Here is a 17,303-nt window from a genome sequence, read left to right on the forward strand (position 1 = left end):
TTTCGCTCTAGAATGCAAAAAACCTATGATACTGAAGTCGCAAAGCGATTTACGATTTATAACAGTTTATTCTTGGATCTTCCTTTCAATGATATCTATCGAACGGGTACGCTGCTTCCAATTTTGGGTACTGCATGTCAAAAAGGATTTGAAAATGGACTGACTCCAAAGCAAATTATTAATGGTTTTTTTGAAGAAATGCTGCCAGATGCCAGTGAAAAATCACATATGGATCTGTTATTTCAAATGATTCAATATGTCGAAAGACAAGTGGTTTTATTTGACTCGATCGAGGATGCAGCTTATGATAAAATCAATGATCTGAAGGGGAAAGGATCAATCAATGCTTTGATAAATCGGACAGATAATGATAAAAAACGAGCTGAATTAATTGAAAAGCTTAAGACCTTTTCCGTTAGATTAACACTAACAGCTCACCCGACTCAATTCTATCCCGGAAATGTCTTAGGAATCATCACAGATCTCGAAAATGCAATTCGAACCGATGACATAGGCCGGATAAACTCTTTACTTCAACAACTGGGGAAAACGGGTTTTACGAAGCGTGAGAAGCCTTCTCCTTACGATGAGGCAATTAGCTTGATTTGGTATTTGGAAAATATCTTTTATCAAAGTATTTCGGACATCATGATCCGGTTGTTGAATTCTTTGAATATTCCGTTACATGACTGGGAAAATCCTGGATTACTGAAAGTTGGTTTTTGGCCAGGTGGAGATCGGGATGGCAATCCATTTGTGACGCATGACATTACTCAACAAGTTGCGTCAAGACTAAAAAAATGGATTCTAAGATGTTATTACCGAGACATGAGAAAGTTGAAAAGAAGATTGACTTTCAAGCATGTCGAAGAGATTATATTGAAAGTTGAGCGGGGAATTTTCGCAACACTTTTTGAAAACAATCAGGTTTATCAGACCAAAGATCAACTAATAGATGATTTGTTAGAGGCCAGAACAGCGTTAATACAGCATCACGAGGGGTTATTTGTTGAGGTCTTAGATGAATTTATTCTTAAAGTGAAAATTTTCGGTTTTCACTTTGGCTACATGGATATGCGTCAGGATAGCAGAAAACATGATGCACTTTGGGAAGAGCTCTTTAAAATAAAGGGCATAGAAATGGGTACATCTGAGCAAGAACAAATTGATCAAATTCTTGCTACAGAAAGCATTCCAGGCCTGGATCAATTTCAAGAGCCATTTCATGCAGAGATGCTTCGTTCATTTGAGGTTATCGATCCTATCCAAAAGGAAAGTGGTGAGGATATTCTTAATCGATATATTATTTCCAACTGTCAATCAAGAAAGCACTTACTTGAAGTTTATCAGTTGGCAAAATTAACCCTCGGAAAAGGTAAAGAGCAAATGCCATTGGATATAGTGCCTCTTTTCGAGACGATAGATGACTTGGCTGCAGCACCTGCAATCATGACTAGCCTGTATCAATTGCCCGAGTATCAAAATCACCTTAAATCCAGAGGTAACAAGCAAACGATTATGCTTGGGTTTTCTGATGGAACCAAAGATGGTGGATATATTCAAGCCAACTGGTCTATCCTTAGGGCAAAAGAAGAGATGACTCGTGTATCTCGAGAGAATAATATTGAAGTTGTGTTTTTTGATGGTCGCGGTGGGCCTCCTGCAAGAGGAGGAGGGAATATGCATAATTTCTATGCTTCCATGGGTGAAAAAGTAGAGAATGCAGAGATTCAGGTCACTATTCAAGGACAGACGATCTCTGCAAATTATGGGAAGCAAGCTTCTTGTACCTACAATTTGGAGCAACTTCTGAGCGCAGGTCTGGAAAATCATTTGTATCAGGATTCAGAGAAAAATTTAAACTCCGAACAAAGAGAATTAATTGACGAGTTGGCAAGTGAGGCTTATGAGTCGTATAAGAAATTCAAGAGTCACCCTAAGTTTGTGCCTTATTTAGAATATGTTACCCCACTGAAGTATTTTGGGATGACTAATATTGGTTCAAGACCATTAAAGCGTGGCAAAGGAGAGGGGTTGAAGTTTGAAGACTTGAGGGCAATTCCGTTTGTAGGCTCATGGGCACAAATGAAGCAAAATATTCCTGGCTTTTATGGAGTGGGAGAGGCCGTTGAGGTATTGGAGAAAAGAGGAAAGCTGGAGCAATTGAAAGCACTCTATGAGAATTCCTTATTTTTCCGTACTCTGCTTGGAAATTCCATGCAATCCTTGTCAAAGTGTTTTTACCCAGCTACAGCTTATTTGAGTGAAGACGAAGCCTATGGTGATTTTTGGAGAATTATGTTTGAAGAGTACAAGCGGTCTATTGAGAAATTAAAAATAGTTTCTTCGATGGATCAATTGATGGGAGATAATCCTGTTTCAAAAAAATCCATAGAGATCAGAGAGCGAATTGTACTTCCACTTATTACCGTACAGCAGTTTGCGATTCAGCAAATGCTTGAAACGGGTAAAAGTGACGAGATCTTGCAGCGATTGGTGTTGAGAAGTATGTTTGGAATCATAAATGCTGCTAGAAATGCCGCATAAAAAAAGGCCCGAATCTTTAAGGTTCGGGCCTTTTAATTTTTAGTAATCAATTACTTGGCAATCAAACCATCTTTAATCAGTTGGTTTACGACAAGTTGGGAAAATGAGTTGGAAAAGGTCTCAATTGAGGATGGGTTAGTAGTCTCTGACTGAGCAGACCAAACAAGTTCTTCTGTATTAGCATCATATAAGTTGATCTCTAGGTAATAATTCTTATCTGTAGAATAATAACCAGGGCTATACATTACGGGGTTATAATAGGAATAATATCCAGAGAATCTGCCGTAGTATCCACCGTATCCCATAGGAGAATACATTGTAGTACCAGGGACATAACGCGTCTCAGAAGTCTGATCGAGTAGTGCAATTGTTAAAATAGCGTCGCTTCCACCATCGCGTATTGCTGCAACAGTAGCGTCTTTATTCTCTGCAGTCGCTTTAAAACCTGGAGGAATGATTTCGAAGCTACTTTTAGCCTCTACACCATCTTTTTCAAGCATGGCATCAATATCATTCTCAATGGTTTGTCTGGCTACCAGATTTTCAGAAATAGCTGTTACAAAAATACTTTTATACGGCTCAGAGGGAGTGTTTGGGCCAGTCCAAGATCCAATTATTTTCGTACTAGGAGAGCAAGCACTTACCATAGCTATTAAGACTAGGGCAAGTAGGTAATTTAGTTTTTTCATTTTGACTTTTGTTAAGTGGATTTTCTAATTGTCTAATTCTTTGAAGATTTCTGATACTGCAGACTCTATAGCTGCCGGAGTATTTTTTTGTTTGTTTGGAAGGACCTGATCAATGGTTCCTACCCAAACAGCTTTATTGGAGTTACGGTCGACTAGGTGTACGGTTAGGCTTCCTTCCCGATAAGTATTCACCGGTAATTCTTTGGCTTGCCAAGTATAGGATCGTTGTCCTGAATACATGAATGGATCAGTAGCTAAGCTAGTTGTTCTTGTTTGCACTTTGTCTTCTATTTTTATTCCCAAGTTGATTTTAAGATCAGGATTGGTAGAAGATTTAGTAAGTCCACGTGCGACTAACTCCTTGCTTATAGTTTCTTCTAAATAAGAAATATTCTCTTTGAAATTAGGGTTTTCAGAGTTTGGAGCATCTATTTCAAAGAAATCAAAGGTCTTGTAATCAGTTAAACTAAAATCTTTATACTGATCATTCTCTACAATTACTCGCGATCCTCCGCAGGAAAATACTCCGAAAAGGAATACTAAGAATATTAGTTTTTTAGTCTTCATAAAGTGTTTTTTTAGATTTCTAATTTAGCCAGTAATTCTGAATTACTAATGGGAAGCGTGTAGTGCTACTTTTTCTGGAAAAATGAAGTACAGTTTTTAAACATAAAGCCAGGTTTGACTTTCAAAAATGATAGTCAAACCTGGCTTTAAAATTTGAAATGCCAAGCATCTTATTATCTAATGAATACGAATCCAAAGTTTAATCCAATGTTTGATTGGCCATCTAATCCACCTCCGGAGAAAGATTGATAGTATTTAGCACCAATCTTGAAACCAAAATTTTCAGATGGTGCGATCAAAACCCCTAACTCTGGTCTTAATGCAAATTGCCAGTACGTATTCTCAGAGGTAAAAATGCCCATATCAATTCTTCGATTGTGTGCGATCGTTCCTAATCCCAAACTACCATATGGTTTTACAGCACCTTCGGTGGTTGCAAAATAAGTTCCAGTCGCTAAAATTGGATAACTTTGCTGATAGCGATATTGAACTCCTGATAGTGAGGCTGTTCCTTCGGTATAGACTTTATTTAGCTCACGCTTGTAAAGGGTAAAATGACCTAATTCTCCACCGAAAGTGATATTTCGCTTAGTGAATACTTGAAACTCTGCAGTGAATCCTCTTCCTGAAGCTTGATCTATGAAGTCAGAAGTATTTCCGGTAGGTATGCTTACTGCGTAATTGAAAGAAAATAAAGATTTTTGTGCATTAGCTTTTTCAGCAATAATCATCACCAAAAGAGCAAATAGTAGGATTGACTTTTTCATGATTATTTAGCTAAGTATGGTGATTGTTCGAATGCTTGATTAATAGTGGTGCCGATTCTTGAAGTAATCGTATCTACGTTTCCTTCCAAAAGCCCATTGACTACTCCTGTCCAAACTACCGGAATCTGATCTGCGGCATTTTGATTTTTAGGATCCGTCATCTGCATGATTACTGATCCAGTTCTGATTCGCGTCACTTGTGGAGGATAATATCCAGGATAATACCAGCCCCATCCTGGACCCCAACCTGGATAAAACCAGCTCCAATACCACCAATCGTAGTAGAAGTACAATTGATCAGTCTGAAATACTGCAGGAAGGATAATTAAATCCGGATCTGCTGTAGAAGTGACTTCTGTATAACCCAAACTTCTCATATTGGATCGGATAGATGCTAAAATTGCCGCTGAATAAGCAGGAGAAACAAATTCTGGTTCAAAACCCGGTTCACCAGGGATGTTTTCCTGATCGATTTTGATCACCTTATCAGGAAGGGCAAAAGTGCTTTTGCTTTGAAAATTGAATGAATCGTCATAGTTGGTGTAGACAATATCTAATTCATCGATATACTCTGCCCCATCGGGGAAGCAAGAAATAGATACCATTGCAATACTTACAATGGCAACTAAGGCATTGATTTTTTTAAACATTCTGGTAGTTGATTTTAATTAATATTCGCCGATAAAAGGCAGTTCTTGTTGCATTGCATTTCGTATGGTATTGTGGATATAACTATCCACCTGCATAAATTTCGCTGCATCTAAAGCTGAAGTCGCTTTCTTGAATTTCTTATAATACTTAGCATGAAGCTTACTAAGAGCTAAATCATTTTTTAGAGTAAGTGATGCCAAAAGATCGGCTTCTTCCTCTCCCATAGACTGGTAGCCCTCTAGGTAATCATTGATTATTTTGATTCGCTCTCTTCCGATCACTTGTCGCTCTGACTCATATTCTTGGTAAACATTCCAGAAACTCTGTGAAACAGATTCTGGAAGATCCATGTAAGCATCGATGAGCATCTTTTTGTCTTTTCCAAAAGCAGCTTGAATGAGAGTAATTTCATCATCAATTGATTGGGCAATTGATGGGGCTAAACCGAAAGCGAAAAGCATAAGAGGTAAAAGAATGAGTTTTTTCATTTCGAAATAATAAATAATAACTTGATACAAATTGATCTCAAATATAAAAATATGATCCGAGATTTGTTTTTTTTAAGACTTTGGAATTGCTCGATTTTGCTGAATTATCGCAATTTGAAACAAAAACAACTCCCGTATTAAAGAAAAATAAGGATAAAAAAGTCATTCAAACTTCTTAGAAAGTCTCATTGATGTTCAGATAAAAACCTGAATTACCGTTTTGTCCAAAACCATAATCGGCTGTAATGGTCGTGCGATTTTCTTTATTAATCATTACTCTTAAGCCCAATCCATATCCCGGATTCAAATTGGTAAAAAGTTTTTCTTTGGTAGTTCTACTGCTGAAACTTGCTGCATTCAAGAATACGGTTCCTCCAAAAGTCTCTTTATTTTTCTGGAGAGGAAATCGATACTCAGCCTCTGAATAAGCCATGCTTTCTCCCCGGAATCTCCCTTGTGCGTAACCTCTTCCACCTCGCCCAAACATGTCGTATCCAATTGATGGAAGGCCCATGTAAGGTAAATTCCCAGAAACTAAGAAGTTTCCAAATCCCCATAAGGCGATCAAGTGTCTTTTTCGCTTTTCACTCAGATTGAAATAATGCCGGTAATCAAGTAAGAGGGTAGAGGAAGATTGATCCGAACCTAGAAAGGAAGGATTGACTTTATAGGAAATCAATGCGAAATTCTTCTCATAAGGAGAAACTGCCACATCCCGATTTTCCATAATTGCATTGAAAGTCAAGCCAGAAACCGTGTATTTATCGGTATTAAATCCTAATTGCTGATTGTAATGATCATGAGAAAAATTCAATTCTGAAGGAATTTCTGAATCAATAAAGTTCTCGATTTTAGAGTAAACATCTAAGTGATAACCGAGTCCTAAATAAAATTTAGAATCTCCAACCCGTTTTAAAACTGTCTCATAGAACCTCACCCAGCTGTAATCCATTTGTTGTTCTCCCCAATAAACGCCTGGCTGGTTTGGGTTTTCCATTGGCTCATTCGGACTGCTACCTCCAAGGCCGAAAGTTGGTTGTGAGGTAATGAAGTACCTCCAATCTCCCACTAGGATCCAGGAATCTTCATTTAAAAAAATATTACTTCTTGAACTAAAAATCCATTGTTTTTTAGTGGTATAAAGAAAATTCCCAACCAAATTAGAAAGGTGAGTAATGCTTGGGTCCCCCATTCGCCAAGTAGCTGAAGGGGCAATTCCAAATAACCAACCGTTTGCGGGATTGGATCCAATCGCGGGAAGAGGCACTACTTTAAACTGATTAAATTTATTAGGCTGGTAACTGATGGAATCCTGAGAAGAAGCTGAAAATGCAATCAAAATTAAACTAACTAGAAGTAAGATTCTTTTCATTTGGAGAGGTTTTGTTTTGAATTTTGATTGCTTAATTATTCCTTTTTCCAGTTAATTGGAACTGTTAGATGTATGGAGAATTTTTAAATTCCATAGGCTATTTCCGTCTTTTTTAGCAATAATCAAATTTTGTCAAAAGATTAAAGTTGTAAACATGACCCATGTTTTCTATAAAATTTAAAAGGGGAAAAAGTAATTTCTTTTTCCCCTTTTGGTAATATTTGAAACTGTTTCATTGACTTGCAAATGCAGCTTTTTAATTAGGAATTCTAAAAACAAGTCCACCATCAAAGCCAAACTGGTACATAGAAGAATATGTGCTCAATCCTGCGCCTGTTCCTCCGGTTCCAAAGTAAAATCCTCCTCCAACAGATTGAACAGCCGAGAAAAGTGAGGCCTGCACTCTTAAGGCTACATTTTCTGCTAACCAAATATTTGTTCCTCCTCGAATATTCCATGCGAATTTGGTGGAATTTCTAGAGTTTCCATTATCAGGATTATCTAAAGCAAATATTCCCATTCCCAAACCAGCACCAGCAAATGGTTCTATAGTTTCATTGACAGGGAAATACCTTGTACCATTCAACATGATCCAATTTAAGGCAAGATCAAAATCGGTTTGTTGAAGCTGACCATTTAGAATTCCTCCATCCTGATAAATAGTAGGTGCATTGGTATCTTGTCGTAAATATTGAATTTCAATTGCCCCTTTTGCAGGAATATGATATTCCAATCCTGCTCCCCATCGGAAGCCTCCCTTGATGGTTCCATCATAGAAAGACGTATTCGAAAAGTATGAGTCCACTCCATCATCAAAGACATAGCCACCGTAAGTGTTTAAGCGGATTTCCTGAGCCATAACCGCAGAGGAAATAACTGAAAGAAATAATATTAATAATGATTTTTTCATTTTTTTGTGAGTTAAATGGAAAGCAAAATAGAATTTATTTTTCCCTTTGGGGAGTTAATATTAATTGAGTTTTGGTGTTTTATTACTTTTAAATCTCTGATAATTTTGGATAAACTAGAAAATAAAACTATTCTTTTGGATAGATCTTTTTCCAATCATTTTTCATATCTACAATGGTCCAACCATTTTCAGTAGCATAGTCCCATCCTTTATCAAATCCACCAATTGGAGAACCTCGATCATAGGCCCACTCCCTGTCAGCATCTGTATGATGCACGTAGACTTGTAATGATTTACCTTCAGTCCCTGCTGAATATTGAAGCATTTGTAAATCTCCATCTGAATTTCCAAAAGCAGCAATAGGTCTTTTCCCAATATATTGATGTATTCCAACTGGTTTACCATCCTTGTCATCGATAAAATCTAGTTCAGGCAGTTTGATTATAGTTCCCTTGCCGTCCACCATTTCAAATTTTGATTTAATGGAACTACCTATGACTTGCTCAGATGGGATTCCATATACTTCCTGACTCCAAGGCCGCATAAAATCAATTCCACCTCCTGAAACAATAAAAGTCTTAAAGCCATTTGCCCTTAAATAGTCTAAAACTTCGAGCATAGGCTGATAGACCATTTCTTTATAAAGCAGATTGGTTTTTGGATGTCTTGCTGAGTTAATCCAATCAAGGACTTCGGTATTAAATTCATCTTCAGTCATTCCTGAGTGAGTGACCATTACTAATTTTAGCAATCCGTGTTCTCCAAAAGAGAATACCTTTTCCACATCTCCTGCAATTGCAGCTGCTAAAAGAGGATCCTTGGACCATTCAGGATGGTCGGGAGACATGGCCTTTATTCTATCTAATGAAAATTGTAACTGAAAATAGAAGGGTTGTTCGGACCAAAGGCAGCCATCATTGTCAAAGGTTGCGATTCGGTCAGCTGGAGCTACAAAGTCCGGATTACCCTCAGTGGTGGTCGCAGCTACAAAATCAAGGATAGATTGCTTGGATATTCCCTCATTCCAAGAAGGAAGTGGGTCCGATACTACAGACTCAGTAGTACTTGAGCTTTCATCTGCAGAGTTTGGGGATTCACACGAAGTGAAAATGATACTACTTATAAAAAGAAAAAGAATGAATTTCGTTTTCATAGCTAATCTAGTTTACTAGGAAAAAAACCGGTTCGTTCTGAACCGGTTTTTTTTAATTTTATTGATTTTGTCCTTTAGACATGTTTTCTATTTGTTTCTGAACTTTCCCTAAGCTCCAGTCACCAGCAGTCTGGCTAGGTGGATATTCCTGGAAAGTGGAGAGGAAGTTGAAGGCATATCCTTGGATCGATGTCAAAATATAAGCTCTGTCTATGTACCAATCATAATAGGTATTTGAGCCATATAATGCTTTCTCGAAAGGATCTCTTCGTAGATTCATCAAATAAGGAGCTCTAAGTTCTACGAATGGCTCTAACCAGATTTGAAGATGGCTTGCTCGGTTCTCTAAGAACATTGCTTTCCAATCTAAATAACGCAAAGCGGCTATAGATCCTGCATCATCCACGTATACAAATCCTTTTCTAGGTGACTCAGCGACTTTTCCAGTTAAGTAATCCAATTGATTAACTCCATCAATGTAGTTTTTGTAGGTTCGGCCTCCCATAGTGACTCCTTTCATGATTTTGCTTTTCACGTCAGGATCTCCAGCGATTGCTGCAAAAGTTGGCAACCAATCCTCATGTGATACTATTCCGTTCAAAGTAGTTCCAGCAGGGAATTTACCTGGCCATTTAACAAAGGCAGGAACTCTGAAAGCACCTTCCCAGCTACTGTTTTTCTCTCCATGGAAAGGAGTAGTTCCAGCGTCAGGCCAAGTGTTATAGTGTGGGCCATTATCTGTAGAATACATGACAACAGTATTGTCGGCAATACCTAGCTCATCTAATAATGCAAGGAGCTCGCCTACATGCATGTCGTGCTCAACCATTCCGTCACCATACTCATCTTGACCAGAGATTCCACGATGCTCTTCTTTCACGTGTGTTCTAAAGTGCATTCTGGTACCATTCCACCAAGTGAAGAAAGGCTTTCCTGCGGCTACCTGCTTTTTGATAAATTCTTTTGCGGCTGCTACTGACTCATCATCGATAGTCTCCATTCGCTTTTTGGTCAAAGCACCGGTGTCTTCGATTTTCTGTCCTCCTTTTCCATCGGCCCAAGAGTGAATAACACCTCTTGGTCCATAGACATCTTGGAACTTCTTACCATTTGCTAAGATCATGTCTGTTGGATAATCCTCATTCTCTGGCTCTTCTTCAGCATTGAGGTGATAAAGATTTCCAAAAAACTCATCAAATCCATGATTGGTTGGCAAGTGCTCGTCCCGATCTCCTTGGTGATTTTTCCCAAATTGTCCAGTAGCATAGCCCATGCTTTTTAATACTGTAGCCATGGTGATATCCGTAGTCTGCCATCCTTCTTTTGCTCCTGGCATTCCTACTTTAGTCATACCTGTTCTCACGGGTACATTTCCTCCAATAAAAGCTGCTCTACCTGCAGTACAAGACTGCTGTGCGTAATAATCAGTAAATGCCACTCCCTCTCTTGCGATTCTGTCAATATTTGGAGTTCTATATCCCATCATACCACGGTTGTTGTGGCTGATGTTCCAAGTCCCAATATCATCGCCCCAAATGACAAGAATATTTGGTTTTTTCTCCTGAGCATAACTTGCTACACTTAGGTATGCTCCCAAAAGCATTAAAAGTAATTTCTTCATAAAATGAATAGAATTAAGATTGAAATTGAATGTTGCAGATTAAATTTAAAAAAAGTCATTCAAAAAGCCTAACAAGGGTATTTTACCTTGCTAACAATCGATGAATTGACACATTAAGGTCAAATTCTAAGCTATATTCAGCTGATTTTTGTATTGGGATGGCGTCATTCCTTTATATTTCTTAAAGGAATTAATGAATGAATTTCTATTGTTGAATCCGCATAGATCAGCGATTCCCTCAAAAGTTTTTTGCTCCAAATACCCATTTTCAATCATTCTTATACTTTCATCAACACGTTCTTTATTGATCAAATCTGAAAAGGAGCAGTTTAGATATTTATTAATGTAGATAGTTAAAAGGTAGCTAGGTATTTCAGTGTCTTTTGCAAGATCAGCCAAGGAATACCCTTTGATTAGAAAGACCTTTTCTTCTTTCAACGATTTGTGTATTTTTTTCTTTAGTTCTTGGATCTTTTCGGTACTCAGTACATGCTTTTCTAAGTTTTCATCCACTTCATTTTGTTCGTTTACAATAAATTCGAACTCATCCAATCCATATAGGATTTTTGGGAAGAAAAGCAAAGCTACTCCTGCAAAAATGGTGATCAACGCTACTGAAAAGTGGATCAAATCGAATGCTAATTGAGGATCACCTTTAATTCCAATTAGAAAATAGGGGAGAAATGAAAATAGCCATAAAAATAAATAAAGTGTAATCCATTTTTGCCAGATAGAACCGAACTGGTTTTTAGTTTTTAGAAAATGCTTCCTGTTTTTATAGACAATTCTACTAGAAAGTATCCAATAGAAAGCTAACAATATTGTCCTAAAAATTCCGTGAAAGTTTGAAGGGAAAAATCTTGATTGATTGAAATTGGTAAACTTAGCTGGATCATCAATTTCGCTTAGAATTAATCCTAGTTTGTCAGAAGAACTTAAAAAGTAAATTGGCCAGAAATCAATCAAAAAAACCAGGAACGGAATCAAATGAATCAGATCTTTATATGAAAGTGAGTTTTGATAAACTACATTTCTAATATAAATGTAGAGCAATGGTCCAATCAATAGTCCAGTAAAATTTCCAGTTCTATATAACTCCGGAAAATTGACCAACATTCCAGAGGAAATTAGACTTGCTAGAAAAAGAGAATAGGTCGTAAAAAAAATATTGAACCCAAGTAAAATATTTGTTTTTTCTTTTTTAATACCAAAAATAAAGAGCACCAAACTTACCTCAATACCGATGATTATGGAGACAAAATAACAGAGCTCCTTGAAGTTTAAAAGTATATCCATAATTCTATTAGACATCCAAAGATAGAAATAAAAAAAACCTGTCGTTAAAACAACAGGTTTTTCTCCTTCCACTATTTCTTTTACTTATTCGTTGATAATGCGAATTTCCACTTTTCGATCTTTTTCTTCCGCCCCTTTGTTTTTTCCCCGTACGATTAGACCCCCATCACCTGTCTTGATTCTTTCGACAGGAATTTGGTAAGTTTCTATGAGAATCTTTTTGACTGACTCCACTCGTTTTTCAGAAAGGGTTAAGTTATATGCAATAGAACCGGTATTATCAGCAAAACCGACAAGTTCCAAAAACTTGTCTGGATTTCTATCGAGGAGTTCTTTGATAGGAATTAATTTTGCTATTTCAGATTCAGAAAGGGTGGCTTTATTTGTTTCGAAATAAACCTCAATTTTGGCTTGACTCATTAGAACTTGAATTTCATTCTCTACAAATAGTGTATCAGTTCTATATACAGTGTCAATTCTGATTTCAGGCTGAGTCAAGACGGGTACCACAGCCGTAGTATTTAACTTGACAGAATCAGAAGCACTCACATTCAGAGAGTCAGAAGCAATGATTTCTGGTGTTACTATTTCGGTTGAATCTACCTTAGTTTCTTTTTTATCACTTACAATTGCAGAAGTTACAGCTGCTGTCCCGCCGATTAATAGGGCGTCCTTCAGTAACTCATTATTTTTCTCTGCTGTTTTACTATCAACCCCTTCCTGCTTAATTGTGATTTCTTGTGGATCTGCCTGAGTAGCTTTTCCTTTTGGTTCATCTTCTGAGACTTGAAATCTATTTGCAAAAGCCATGATCATCGCTGAATCACGTTTCGCTTGGGCTTGGATCATTTCTGACCTGAATTTTTCCATTTCAGCCTCGAGTTCTTTTCTACTTATTGACCCATCATTAGCTACCGATCTACTCATTGCAGTTGTTTGTTGATTTGCTGAATCTAGCTTTAGAACTGCTTGAGAATTTGCGCCATATAAAATCCGACTTACTTGACCGGGGTAAATGATTAATTCACGCATTAAACCAGCAGAATCAATTGTAGAATCAGCGACTGTAAACTGCTTTGATTCTTGGATTAAAGAATCTAGCTTAAATTTATTTCCACTGCTCAGAGAGTTTAAACTCGTTATTTTCCCTTGAATCAGTGATTTTTCACTTTCCATCACCTCAAGTCTTGTAGCCAGAATAGATTCAGATACCAAAGTATCTTTTTGTGCTAAGTCTATTGCTTCGTCAATCGAACTTAATTCGGTCTCTGCCACTTTAATTTCAGAGATCAACACTTGCTCTTGAAGGCTTAATGAGTCAATTAGCGATTGATTTTTAGCTTGTTGAATTGAATCTAGTGGTGCTTTCGACCCTGCTTTTGTTTCACTTCCGGGAAGCTGGATCACAGTAAAATAATTATTTGTAGTGCCTGCCTCATTTCCAAGCCTTTCTTTGATTTCTTCTTGTTCAAGTTGCTTTTGGGAAAGCTCTGTAGGAACATAAGTGTATCGTTGTGTTATTACCGGAGGTTTAAAGGCTTCCTTATTAGCTCCAAAACTAAACTTGATACCCATACCGTGATAGATGTACCAATCCCTCTTTCCATCATTAAATCCTCTATTAGGATTCTCCGCACTCACAATATTTGTTCCTGGCTTTGCAGCATATTCTTGAAAATCATTGTCATAAGTTACTCGGTATTCTCCTGATACATCATCTAAATAATCTGTAGCGGCTCTTTTAAAATCAGACTGGGCAAAGAATTCTATTGATTTAGTGATTCTGAATCGCACTCCTAATCCTAGATTAGCATAAAGCGTGGTCCGATTATATCCATCCATTCGCTCAGTCCCCAAAGAAGTTAGAGAAGTCTCAAAATTTCCGTCTGGGATTGTATTCTGATTGGTGTAATCATAGCGATTTCCATTAGCATCCAATAAGTCTCCCGAAACATCAAAAGTCTGAACCCCGAGACCTAAAGTAAGGTAGGGAGCAAAAAATGATTTCCCCGAAAGAAGCCAGTTGTTATCTGGTTTGAACACAAATGAAAGACCGGCATCGTAGAGGTTGGTTTGAAAATTTAATGCACGATCAAAACTCGAACTTTCTATCAAAAGAGTTCCATCATTTTGGACGAAACGATCTCCCGATCCAAATTGATAACTACCTGCTGTCAACATAAGACCTACAGAATTGCCCAGAGCGTATTCAAGCGAGGCTTGATAAGAGAACTGTTCTGAATAAGTCTTGTAGTGGGTATAGAGTTTCGGTATGTTTTTAAACTCTCTCAAGGGCATTGGTCTTATATCTCCTATATAATTTGTAGTACCCATGCTAAGTCCAAACCTCCATTTATTTCCATGAAGCTGTGCATGAGCTGAGCATGTGATTAAAAGAACTAGAATACTGGTAAGTAGCTTTTTCATATTCTTATTTCTTTTTTCCAAAACCTAACCAAAGATTGAATTCTGCACTCAAACCCACAAATGGCTGAAAGCTATCCACATTCATTCCTCCCAATTGTTCTGTAGTGATAAATGTGCCTCCTGCATTGAGTCGAATGACGCGAAAGAAATTATAGCCTAGTCCTACATATATAGGTCTGTCAATAGGTCCTGAGATACGTTCATTCAGGGCGTTCTCCATATTTCCGGAAATGAAGACTCCCGAGGAAATGGAAAGATTATTCATAAATCGGGCAAAAGTCCGGTTTCCGAGAGGAAATGAAAATCCCACATAAGGGCTATGAGTAAACTCCTGATCGGGAAGACCTTTGCTTAGCGAAATTGCTCCATATCCAATATTAATTGGGATTAAGTTTGCGGTTTTTTCTGTTGGATAATTTCGAAAAATCTTCTCGTCAACTCTTACCAGCATATTAGGGCTAAGGTATTGAGCGATCTCTGCTGTCAATATTTCATTTAATTCTGCTAAATATTGGGCAGCATATATGGCTCGAGCATTGTCATTTTCACCGACTTGGGTTGCATTGTATTTCGCTTTTCCCATTTTCAGTTTTTCACGTTGCTCAAGTTTAGCTCTTGAGATATCACTGAATCCAGGGAATTTTTCTCCATTTGGAAGCTCAAAGTAATAAGACCCTTTTTCAAGGATTTGCTCCAAATTTGAGAGAATTACCTCATTTGACTCTGAAAATTTGATGCCTCCTCGTTTTATTGTGGTAATAGTAGACAGATAGGATTCGATGTTTTGACTAATTAATCGTGTCACTTCATCGATTTGGTCTTTGCCGGCCTTCTGGTAGAAACCAAATTCCAAATAGTAATTTTGGCTTGATCGAAGCGGGTTGGATACGAGCACCTGATAGGATAATTCCTTATATCCAAAAGGAGATTTCCAAAAATAAGAATAGCCTGCCTTCTCAGTTTTCTTGGAAGGGTAGATAGTCAATTTGACCATTTCTATTTTTTCAGGAATGGAACCCTGTATGTAAAATTCCTTCTCAGCAGGAATTGGGTTTGTACCGTTCAGTTTCCCAGTCACAATATCCAGGTTGATAGTTTCGATTTGAGCTTGCAAAGGCATTGAACCGAAGAGTAACAACAAGAGGAATAGTAGATTTTTCATCATACTTAGTTAAAATTAAATTTTTTAAATCGAAAGGAATACCCAACTAATATCCCAATGTTGAAATAGTTGGCTTGAATTATTTTCAAAGAGCCAGTGAGTGGATTGTTTATCTCAACGTCGTTGAAGCTATTGTCCTGTACAAATTCGTCTGTGCCGCCGAAGCTATAAATTAAACCTAATGTTAAGCTACTTCTTTCTTGATTTATTATTGTTCCGATGGAAAGGTGATAAATATCCCATTGGCTAAACTCTGTGGTAAGTTGTTGTGCTTCTAATGACGAGCTGTCGAAATATGAAAAATCAGATCTGAAACTTCCCATTAAAGAGACATTTGTTTTGATTTTCGTTTGGTACCCGATTGAGAAATTTGTCACTGATTTCATTCCGGTTTCAAGATTTAGAAATTTTTCGCTTCCTAGATCTTCTCCAATATTACTTGGTCTTACAAAGACACCAGGTTCAGCTTTAATAATTAAATAAGGATCGAATCCTCCAAAATGGGTGACATTTAAACTGATTATAGATTGGCTAATTTGCTTGTGAAAACCTAACCCGATTTCAAATGGTGATTTGTAGTTTGATTTGAGTTTTTCTTGTCGATCAGAGGCAAATGCCGATAATCTATTCTCGCCAAATTGAATGTTAGATAGGGTCAAATCTCCTGCCACTGTTCCACTCCCCATTAGCCTTATCCCCGGACTCATCAATGTTAATCCAAGACCAAAACCAGGTTTTTGATAGTTAAATCCCATCTTTAAGGCAGTACGCACATTATAGTAATTGACAAACTCGTTTTGATTTCGACCGACGAGAAGCTCAGTAGTAGGATTAATCAAAAGAGTCCTTGCAGAGAATCTATAATCATAATTAACCGATCTGAAAGTATTGATGAGACTTAAACCAAAGCCAAGATTGGGTTTTATTTTTCTACCAATACCTAAAGTCAATGCAGTTTCCTGGACGGTGGTATTGATCGATGATTCAGCGACAAGTTCTTCTTTTCCAGGGCTCTCAGCTTCTTCGATCAAATCAAAATCCCCTACAATTCTTGCATTCCCATTAAACTTAAAACTTACTGGAGTTAATAAACCGTAGCTAATATTCCACTTTGATTTATTGCGAATAGATCCTGATATAAGTAGCGGGATAGTATTGAATTGGACGCCTTTGAAATCAGCTTTTTGGCCTAATGCATTTTGAACTTTAATATTTTCAATGCCATACAAGTTTGCATTAATCGATAGGGTAGTGGTATCGAGGTAGGCTAGATTACCGGGATTATAATATACACCTGCATTGTCTATGGTATCAGTCAAAACCGCCCCTCCTAAAAGTGCGGCTCTAGTTCCAAACTGATTGTTCCAATGATGTGTGTCTTGAGCATTTGATTTGTGAACGGTGAGGCAAAAAACTAATGAAAGAATGAAAAATAAGATTTCAGTTTTCTTAGTTAAGTAAGTTTTATGCTGAAACAGAGACATAATAAAAATTTGTTTATGGAAATAAGAGTTTATTAATTATTCATCATATGTCTTAATTTGCAAATTTTAATTCGATTTCTTGTAACCTGCAATAACAATATGACCTACATAATCACCTGCAAGTGAATGAAATTCACTTGCAGGTGATTTAAATCAAATCACCGAAAAA

14 protein-coding genes are annotated in these 17,303 nt (G+C 37.3%); 1 reads left to right on the forward strand and 13 read right to left on the reverse strand.

The window, feature by feature from the left end; genetic code table 11:
- Positions 1-12 precede the first annotated feature (12 nt).
- On the forward strand, positions 13-2,547 hold the full coding sequence (locus tag BVC88_RS17885) for a phosphoenolpyruvate carboxylase (RefSeq protein ID WP_075352089.1): 2,535 nt from the start codon (positions 13-15) through the stop codon (positions 2,545-2,547).
- Positions 2,548-2,597: 50 nt separating this feature from the next.
- Here BVC88_RS17885 and BVC88_RS17890 read toward each other — a convergent pair whose 3' ends face one another.
- From BVC88_RS17890 to BVC88_RS17950, 13 genes are all read right to left on the reverse strand, one after another.
- Entirely contained in the window at positions 2,598-3,236 is a 639-nt protein-coding gene (locus BVC88_RS17890; RefSeq protein ID WP_075352090.1) for a DUF4136 domain-containing protein, read from the reverse strand.
- Positions 3,237-3,260: 24 nt separating this feature from the next.
- Positions 3,261-3,803: a DUF4136 domain-containing protein gene (locus BVC88_RS17895; protein ID WP_075352091.1), complete on the reverse strand. Its 543-nt coding sequence runs from the start codon at positions 3,801-3,803 to the stop codon at positions 3,261-3,263.
- A gap of 173 nt (positions 3,804-3,976) precedes the next feature.
- Positions 3,977-4,570: an outer membrane beta-barrel protein gene (locus tag BVC88_RS17900; RefSeq protein ID WP_075352092.1), complete on the reverse strand. Its 594-nt coding sequence runs from the start codon at positions 4,568-4,570 to the stop codon at positions 3,977-3,979.
- A gap of 2 nt (positions 4,571-4,572) precedes the next feature.
- Positions 4,573-5,220 carry a DUF4136 domain-containing protein gene (locus tag BVC88_RS17905; protein ID WP_075352093.1) on the reverse strand — a complete coding sequence of 216 codons (648 nt, stop codon included), beginning with the start codon at positions 5,218-5,220 and terminating at the stop codon, positions 4,573-4,575.
- A gap of 18 nt (positions 5,221-5,238) precedes the next feature.
- A complete protein-coding gene (locus BVC88_RS17910) occupies positions 5,239-5,709 on the reverse strand; it encodes a hypothetical protein (RefSeq protein ID WP_075352094.1) in 471 nt (156 codons plus the stop codon).
- A gap of 175 nt (positions 5,710-5,884) precedes the next feature.
- Positions 5,885-7,081: a BamA/TamA family outer membrane protein gene (locus BVC88_RS17915; RefSeq protein WP_075352095.1), complete on the reverse strand. Its 1,197-nt coding sequence runs from the start codon at positions 7,079-7,081 to the stop codon at positions 5,885-5,887.
- Positions 7,082-7,337: 256 nt separating this feature from the next.
- Positions 7,338-7,991, reverse strand: coding sequence for an outer membrane beta-barrel protein (locus BVC88_RS17920; protein ID WP_075352096.1), 654 nt, complete (start codon positions 7,989-7,991; stop codon positions 7,338-7,340).
- A 127-nt stretch (positions 7,992-8,118) separates the two neighbouring features.
- Complete coding sequence (locus BVC88_RS17925) at positions 8,119-9,144, reverse strand: HAD family hydrolase (RefSeq protein ID WP_083639145.1); 1,026 nt, start codon at positions 9,142-9,144, stop codon at positions 8,119-8,121.
- Positions 9,145-9,202: 58 nt separating this feature from the next.
- Positions 9,203-10,765, reverse strand: coding sequence for an arylsulfatase (locus BVC88_RS17930; RefSeq protein ID WP_083639146.1), 1,563 nt, complete (start codon positions 10,763-10,765; stop codon positions 9,203-9,205).
- Positions 10,766-10,891: 126 nt separating this feature from the next.
- The gene (locus BVC88_RS17935; RefSeq protein WP_075352141.1) at positions 10,892-12,061 is read right to left on the reverse strand and encodes a helix-turn-helix domain-containing protein; all 1,170 of its coding nucleotides are present in this window, start codon (positions 12,059-12,061) and stop codon (positions 10,892-10,894) included.
- Between the two features lie 84 nt (positions 12,062-12,145).
- On the reverse strand, positions 12,146-14,488 hold the full coding sequence (locus tag BVC88_RS17940) for an OmpA family protein (protein WP_139316603.1): 2,343 nt from the start codon (positions 14,486-14,488) through the stop codon (positions 12,146-12,148).
- Between the two features lie 4 nt (positions 14,489-14,492).
- The gene (locus BVC88_RS17945) at positions 14,493-15,653 is read right to left on the reverse strand and encodes a hypothetical protein (RefSeq protein ID WP_083639148.1); all 1,161 of its coding nucleotides are present in this window, start codon (positions 15,651-15,653) and stop codon (positions 14,493-14,495) included.
- Between the two features lie 2 nt (positions 15,654-15,655).
- Entirely contained in the window at positions 15,656-17,134 is a 1,479-nt protein-coding gene (locus tag BVC88_RS17950; RefSeq protein ID WP_075352099.1) for a hypothetical protein, read from the reverse strand.
- Positions 17,135-17,303: the final 169 nt, after the last annotated feature.

The organism is Algoriphagus marinus (assembly GCF_001936475.1).
Lineage (GTDB): Bacteria > Bacteroidota > Bacteroidia > Cytophagales > Cyclobacteriaceae > Algoriphagus > Algoriphagus marinus.

What these genes read in the sequence shown, in the direction of transcription:
- BVC88_RS17905 (WP_075352093.1), bottom strand. Translation starts at nt 5,220, where the DNA reads ATGTTTAAAAAAATCAATGCCTTAGTTGCCATTGTAAGTATTGCAATG.
- BVC88_RS17900 (WP_075352092.1), bottom strand. Translation starts at nt 4,570, where the DNA reads ATGAAAAAGTCAATCCTACTATTTGCTCTTTTGGTGATGATTATTGCT.
- BVC88_RS17895 (WP_075352091.1), bottom strand. Translation starts at nt 3,803, where the DNA reads ATGAAGACTAAAAAACTAATATTCTTAGTATTCCTTTTCGGAGTATTT.
- BVC88_RS17890 (WP_075352090.1), bottom strand. Translation starts at nt 3,236, where the DNA reads ATGAAAAAACTAAATTACCTACTTGCCCTAGTCTTAATAGCTATGGTA.
- BVC88_RS17940 (WP_139316603.1), bottom strand. Translation starts at nt 14,488, where the DNA reads ATGAAAAAGCTACTTACCAGTATTCTAGTTCTTTTAATCACATGCTCA.
- BVC88_RS17930 (WP_083639146.1), bottom strand. Translation starts at nt 10,765, where the DNA reads ATGAAGAAATTACTTTTAATGCTTTTGGGAGCATACCTAAGTGTAGCA.
- BVC88_RS17915 (WP_075352095.1), bottom strand. Translation starts at nt 7,081, where the DNA reads ATGAAAAGAATCTTACTTCTAGTTAGTTTAATTTTGATTGCATTTTCA.
- BVC88_RS17910 (WP_075352094.1), bottom strand. Translation starts at nt 5,709, where the DNA reads ATGAAAAAACTCATTCTTTTACCTCTTATGCTTTTCGCTTTCGGTTTA.
- BVC88_RS17935 (WP_075352141.1), bottom strand. Translation starts at nt 12,061, where the DNA reads ATGGATATACTTTTAAACTTCAAGGAGCTCTGTTATTTTGTCTCCATA.
- BVC88_RS17945 (WP_083639148.1), bottom strand. Translation starts at nt 15,653, where the DNA reads ATGATGAAAAATCTACTATTCCTCTTGTTGTTACTCTTCGGTTCAATG.
- BVC88_RS17950 (WP_075352099.1), bottom strand. Translation starts at nt 17,134, where the DNA reads ATGTCTCTGTTTCAGCATAAAACTTACTTAACTAAGAAAACTGAAATC.
- BVC88_RS17920 (WP_075352096.1), bottom strand. Translation starts at nt 7,991, where the DNA reads ATGAAAAAATCATTATTAATATTATTTCTTTCAGTTATTTCCTCTGCG.
- BVC88_RS17925 (WP_083639145.1), bottom strand. Translation starts at nt 9,144, where the DNA reads ATGAAAACGAAATTCATTCTTTTTCTTTTTATAAGTAGTATCATTTTC.
- BVC88_RS17885 (WP_075352089.1), top strand. Translation starts at nt 13, where the DNA reads ATGCAAAAAACCTATGATACTGAAGTCGCAAAGCGATTTACGATTTAT.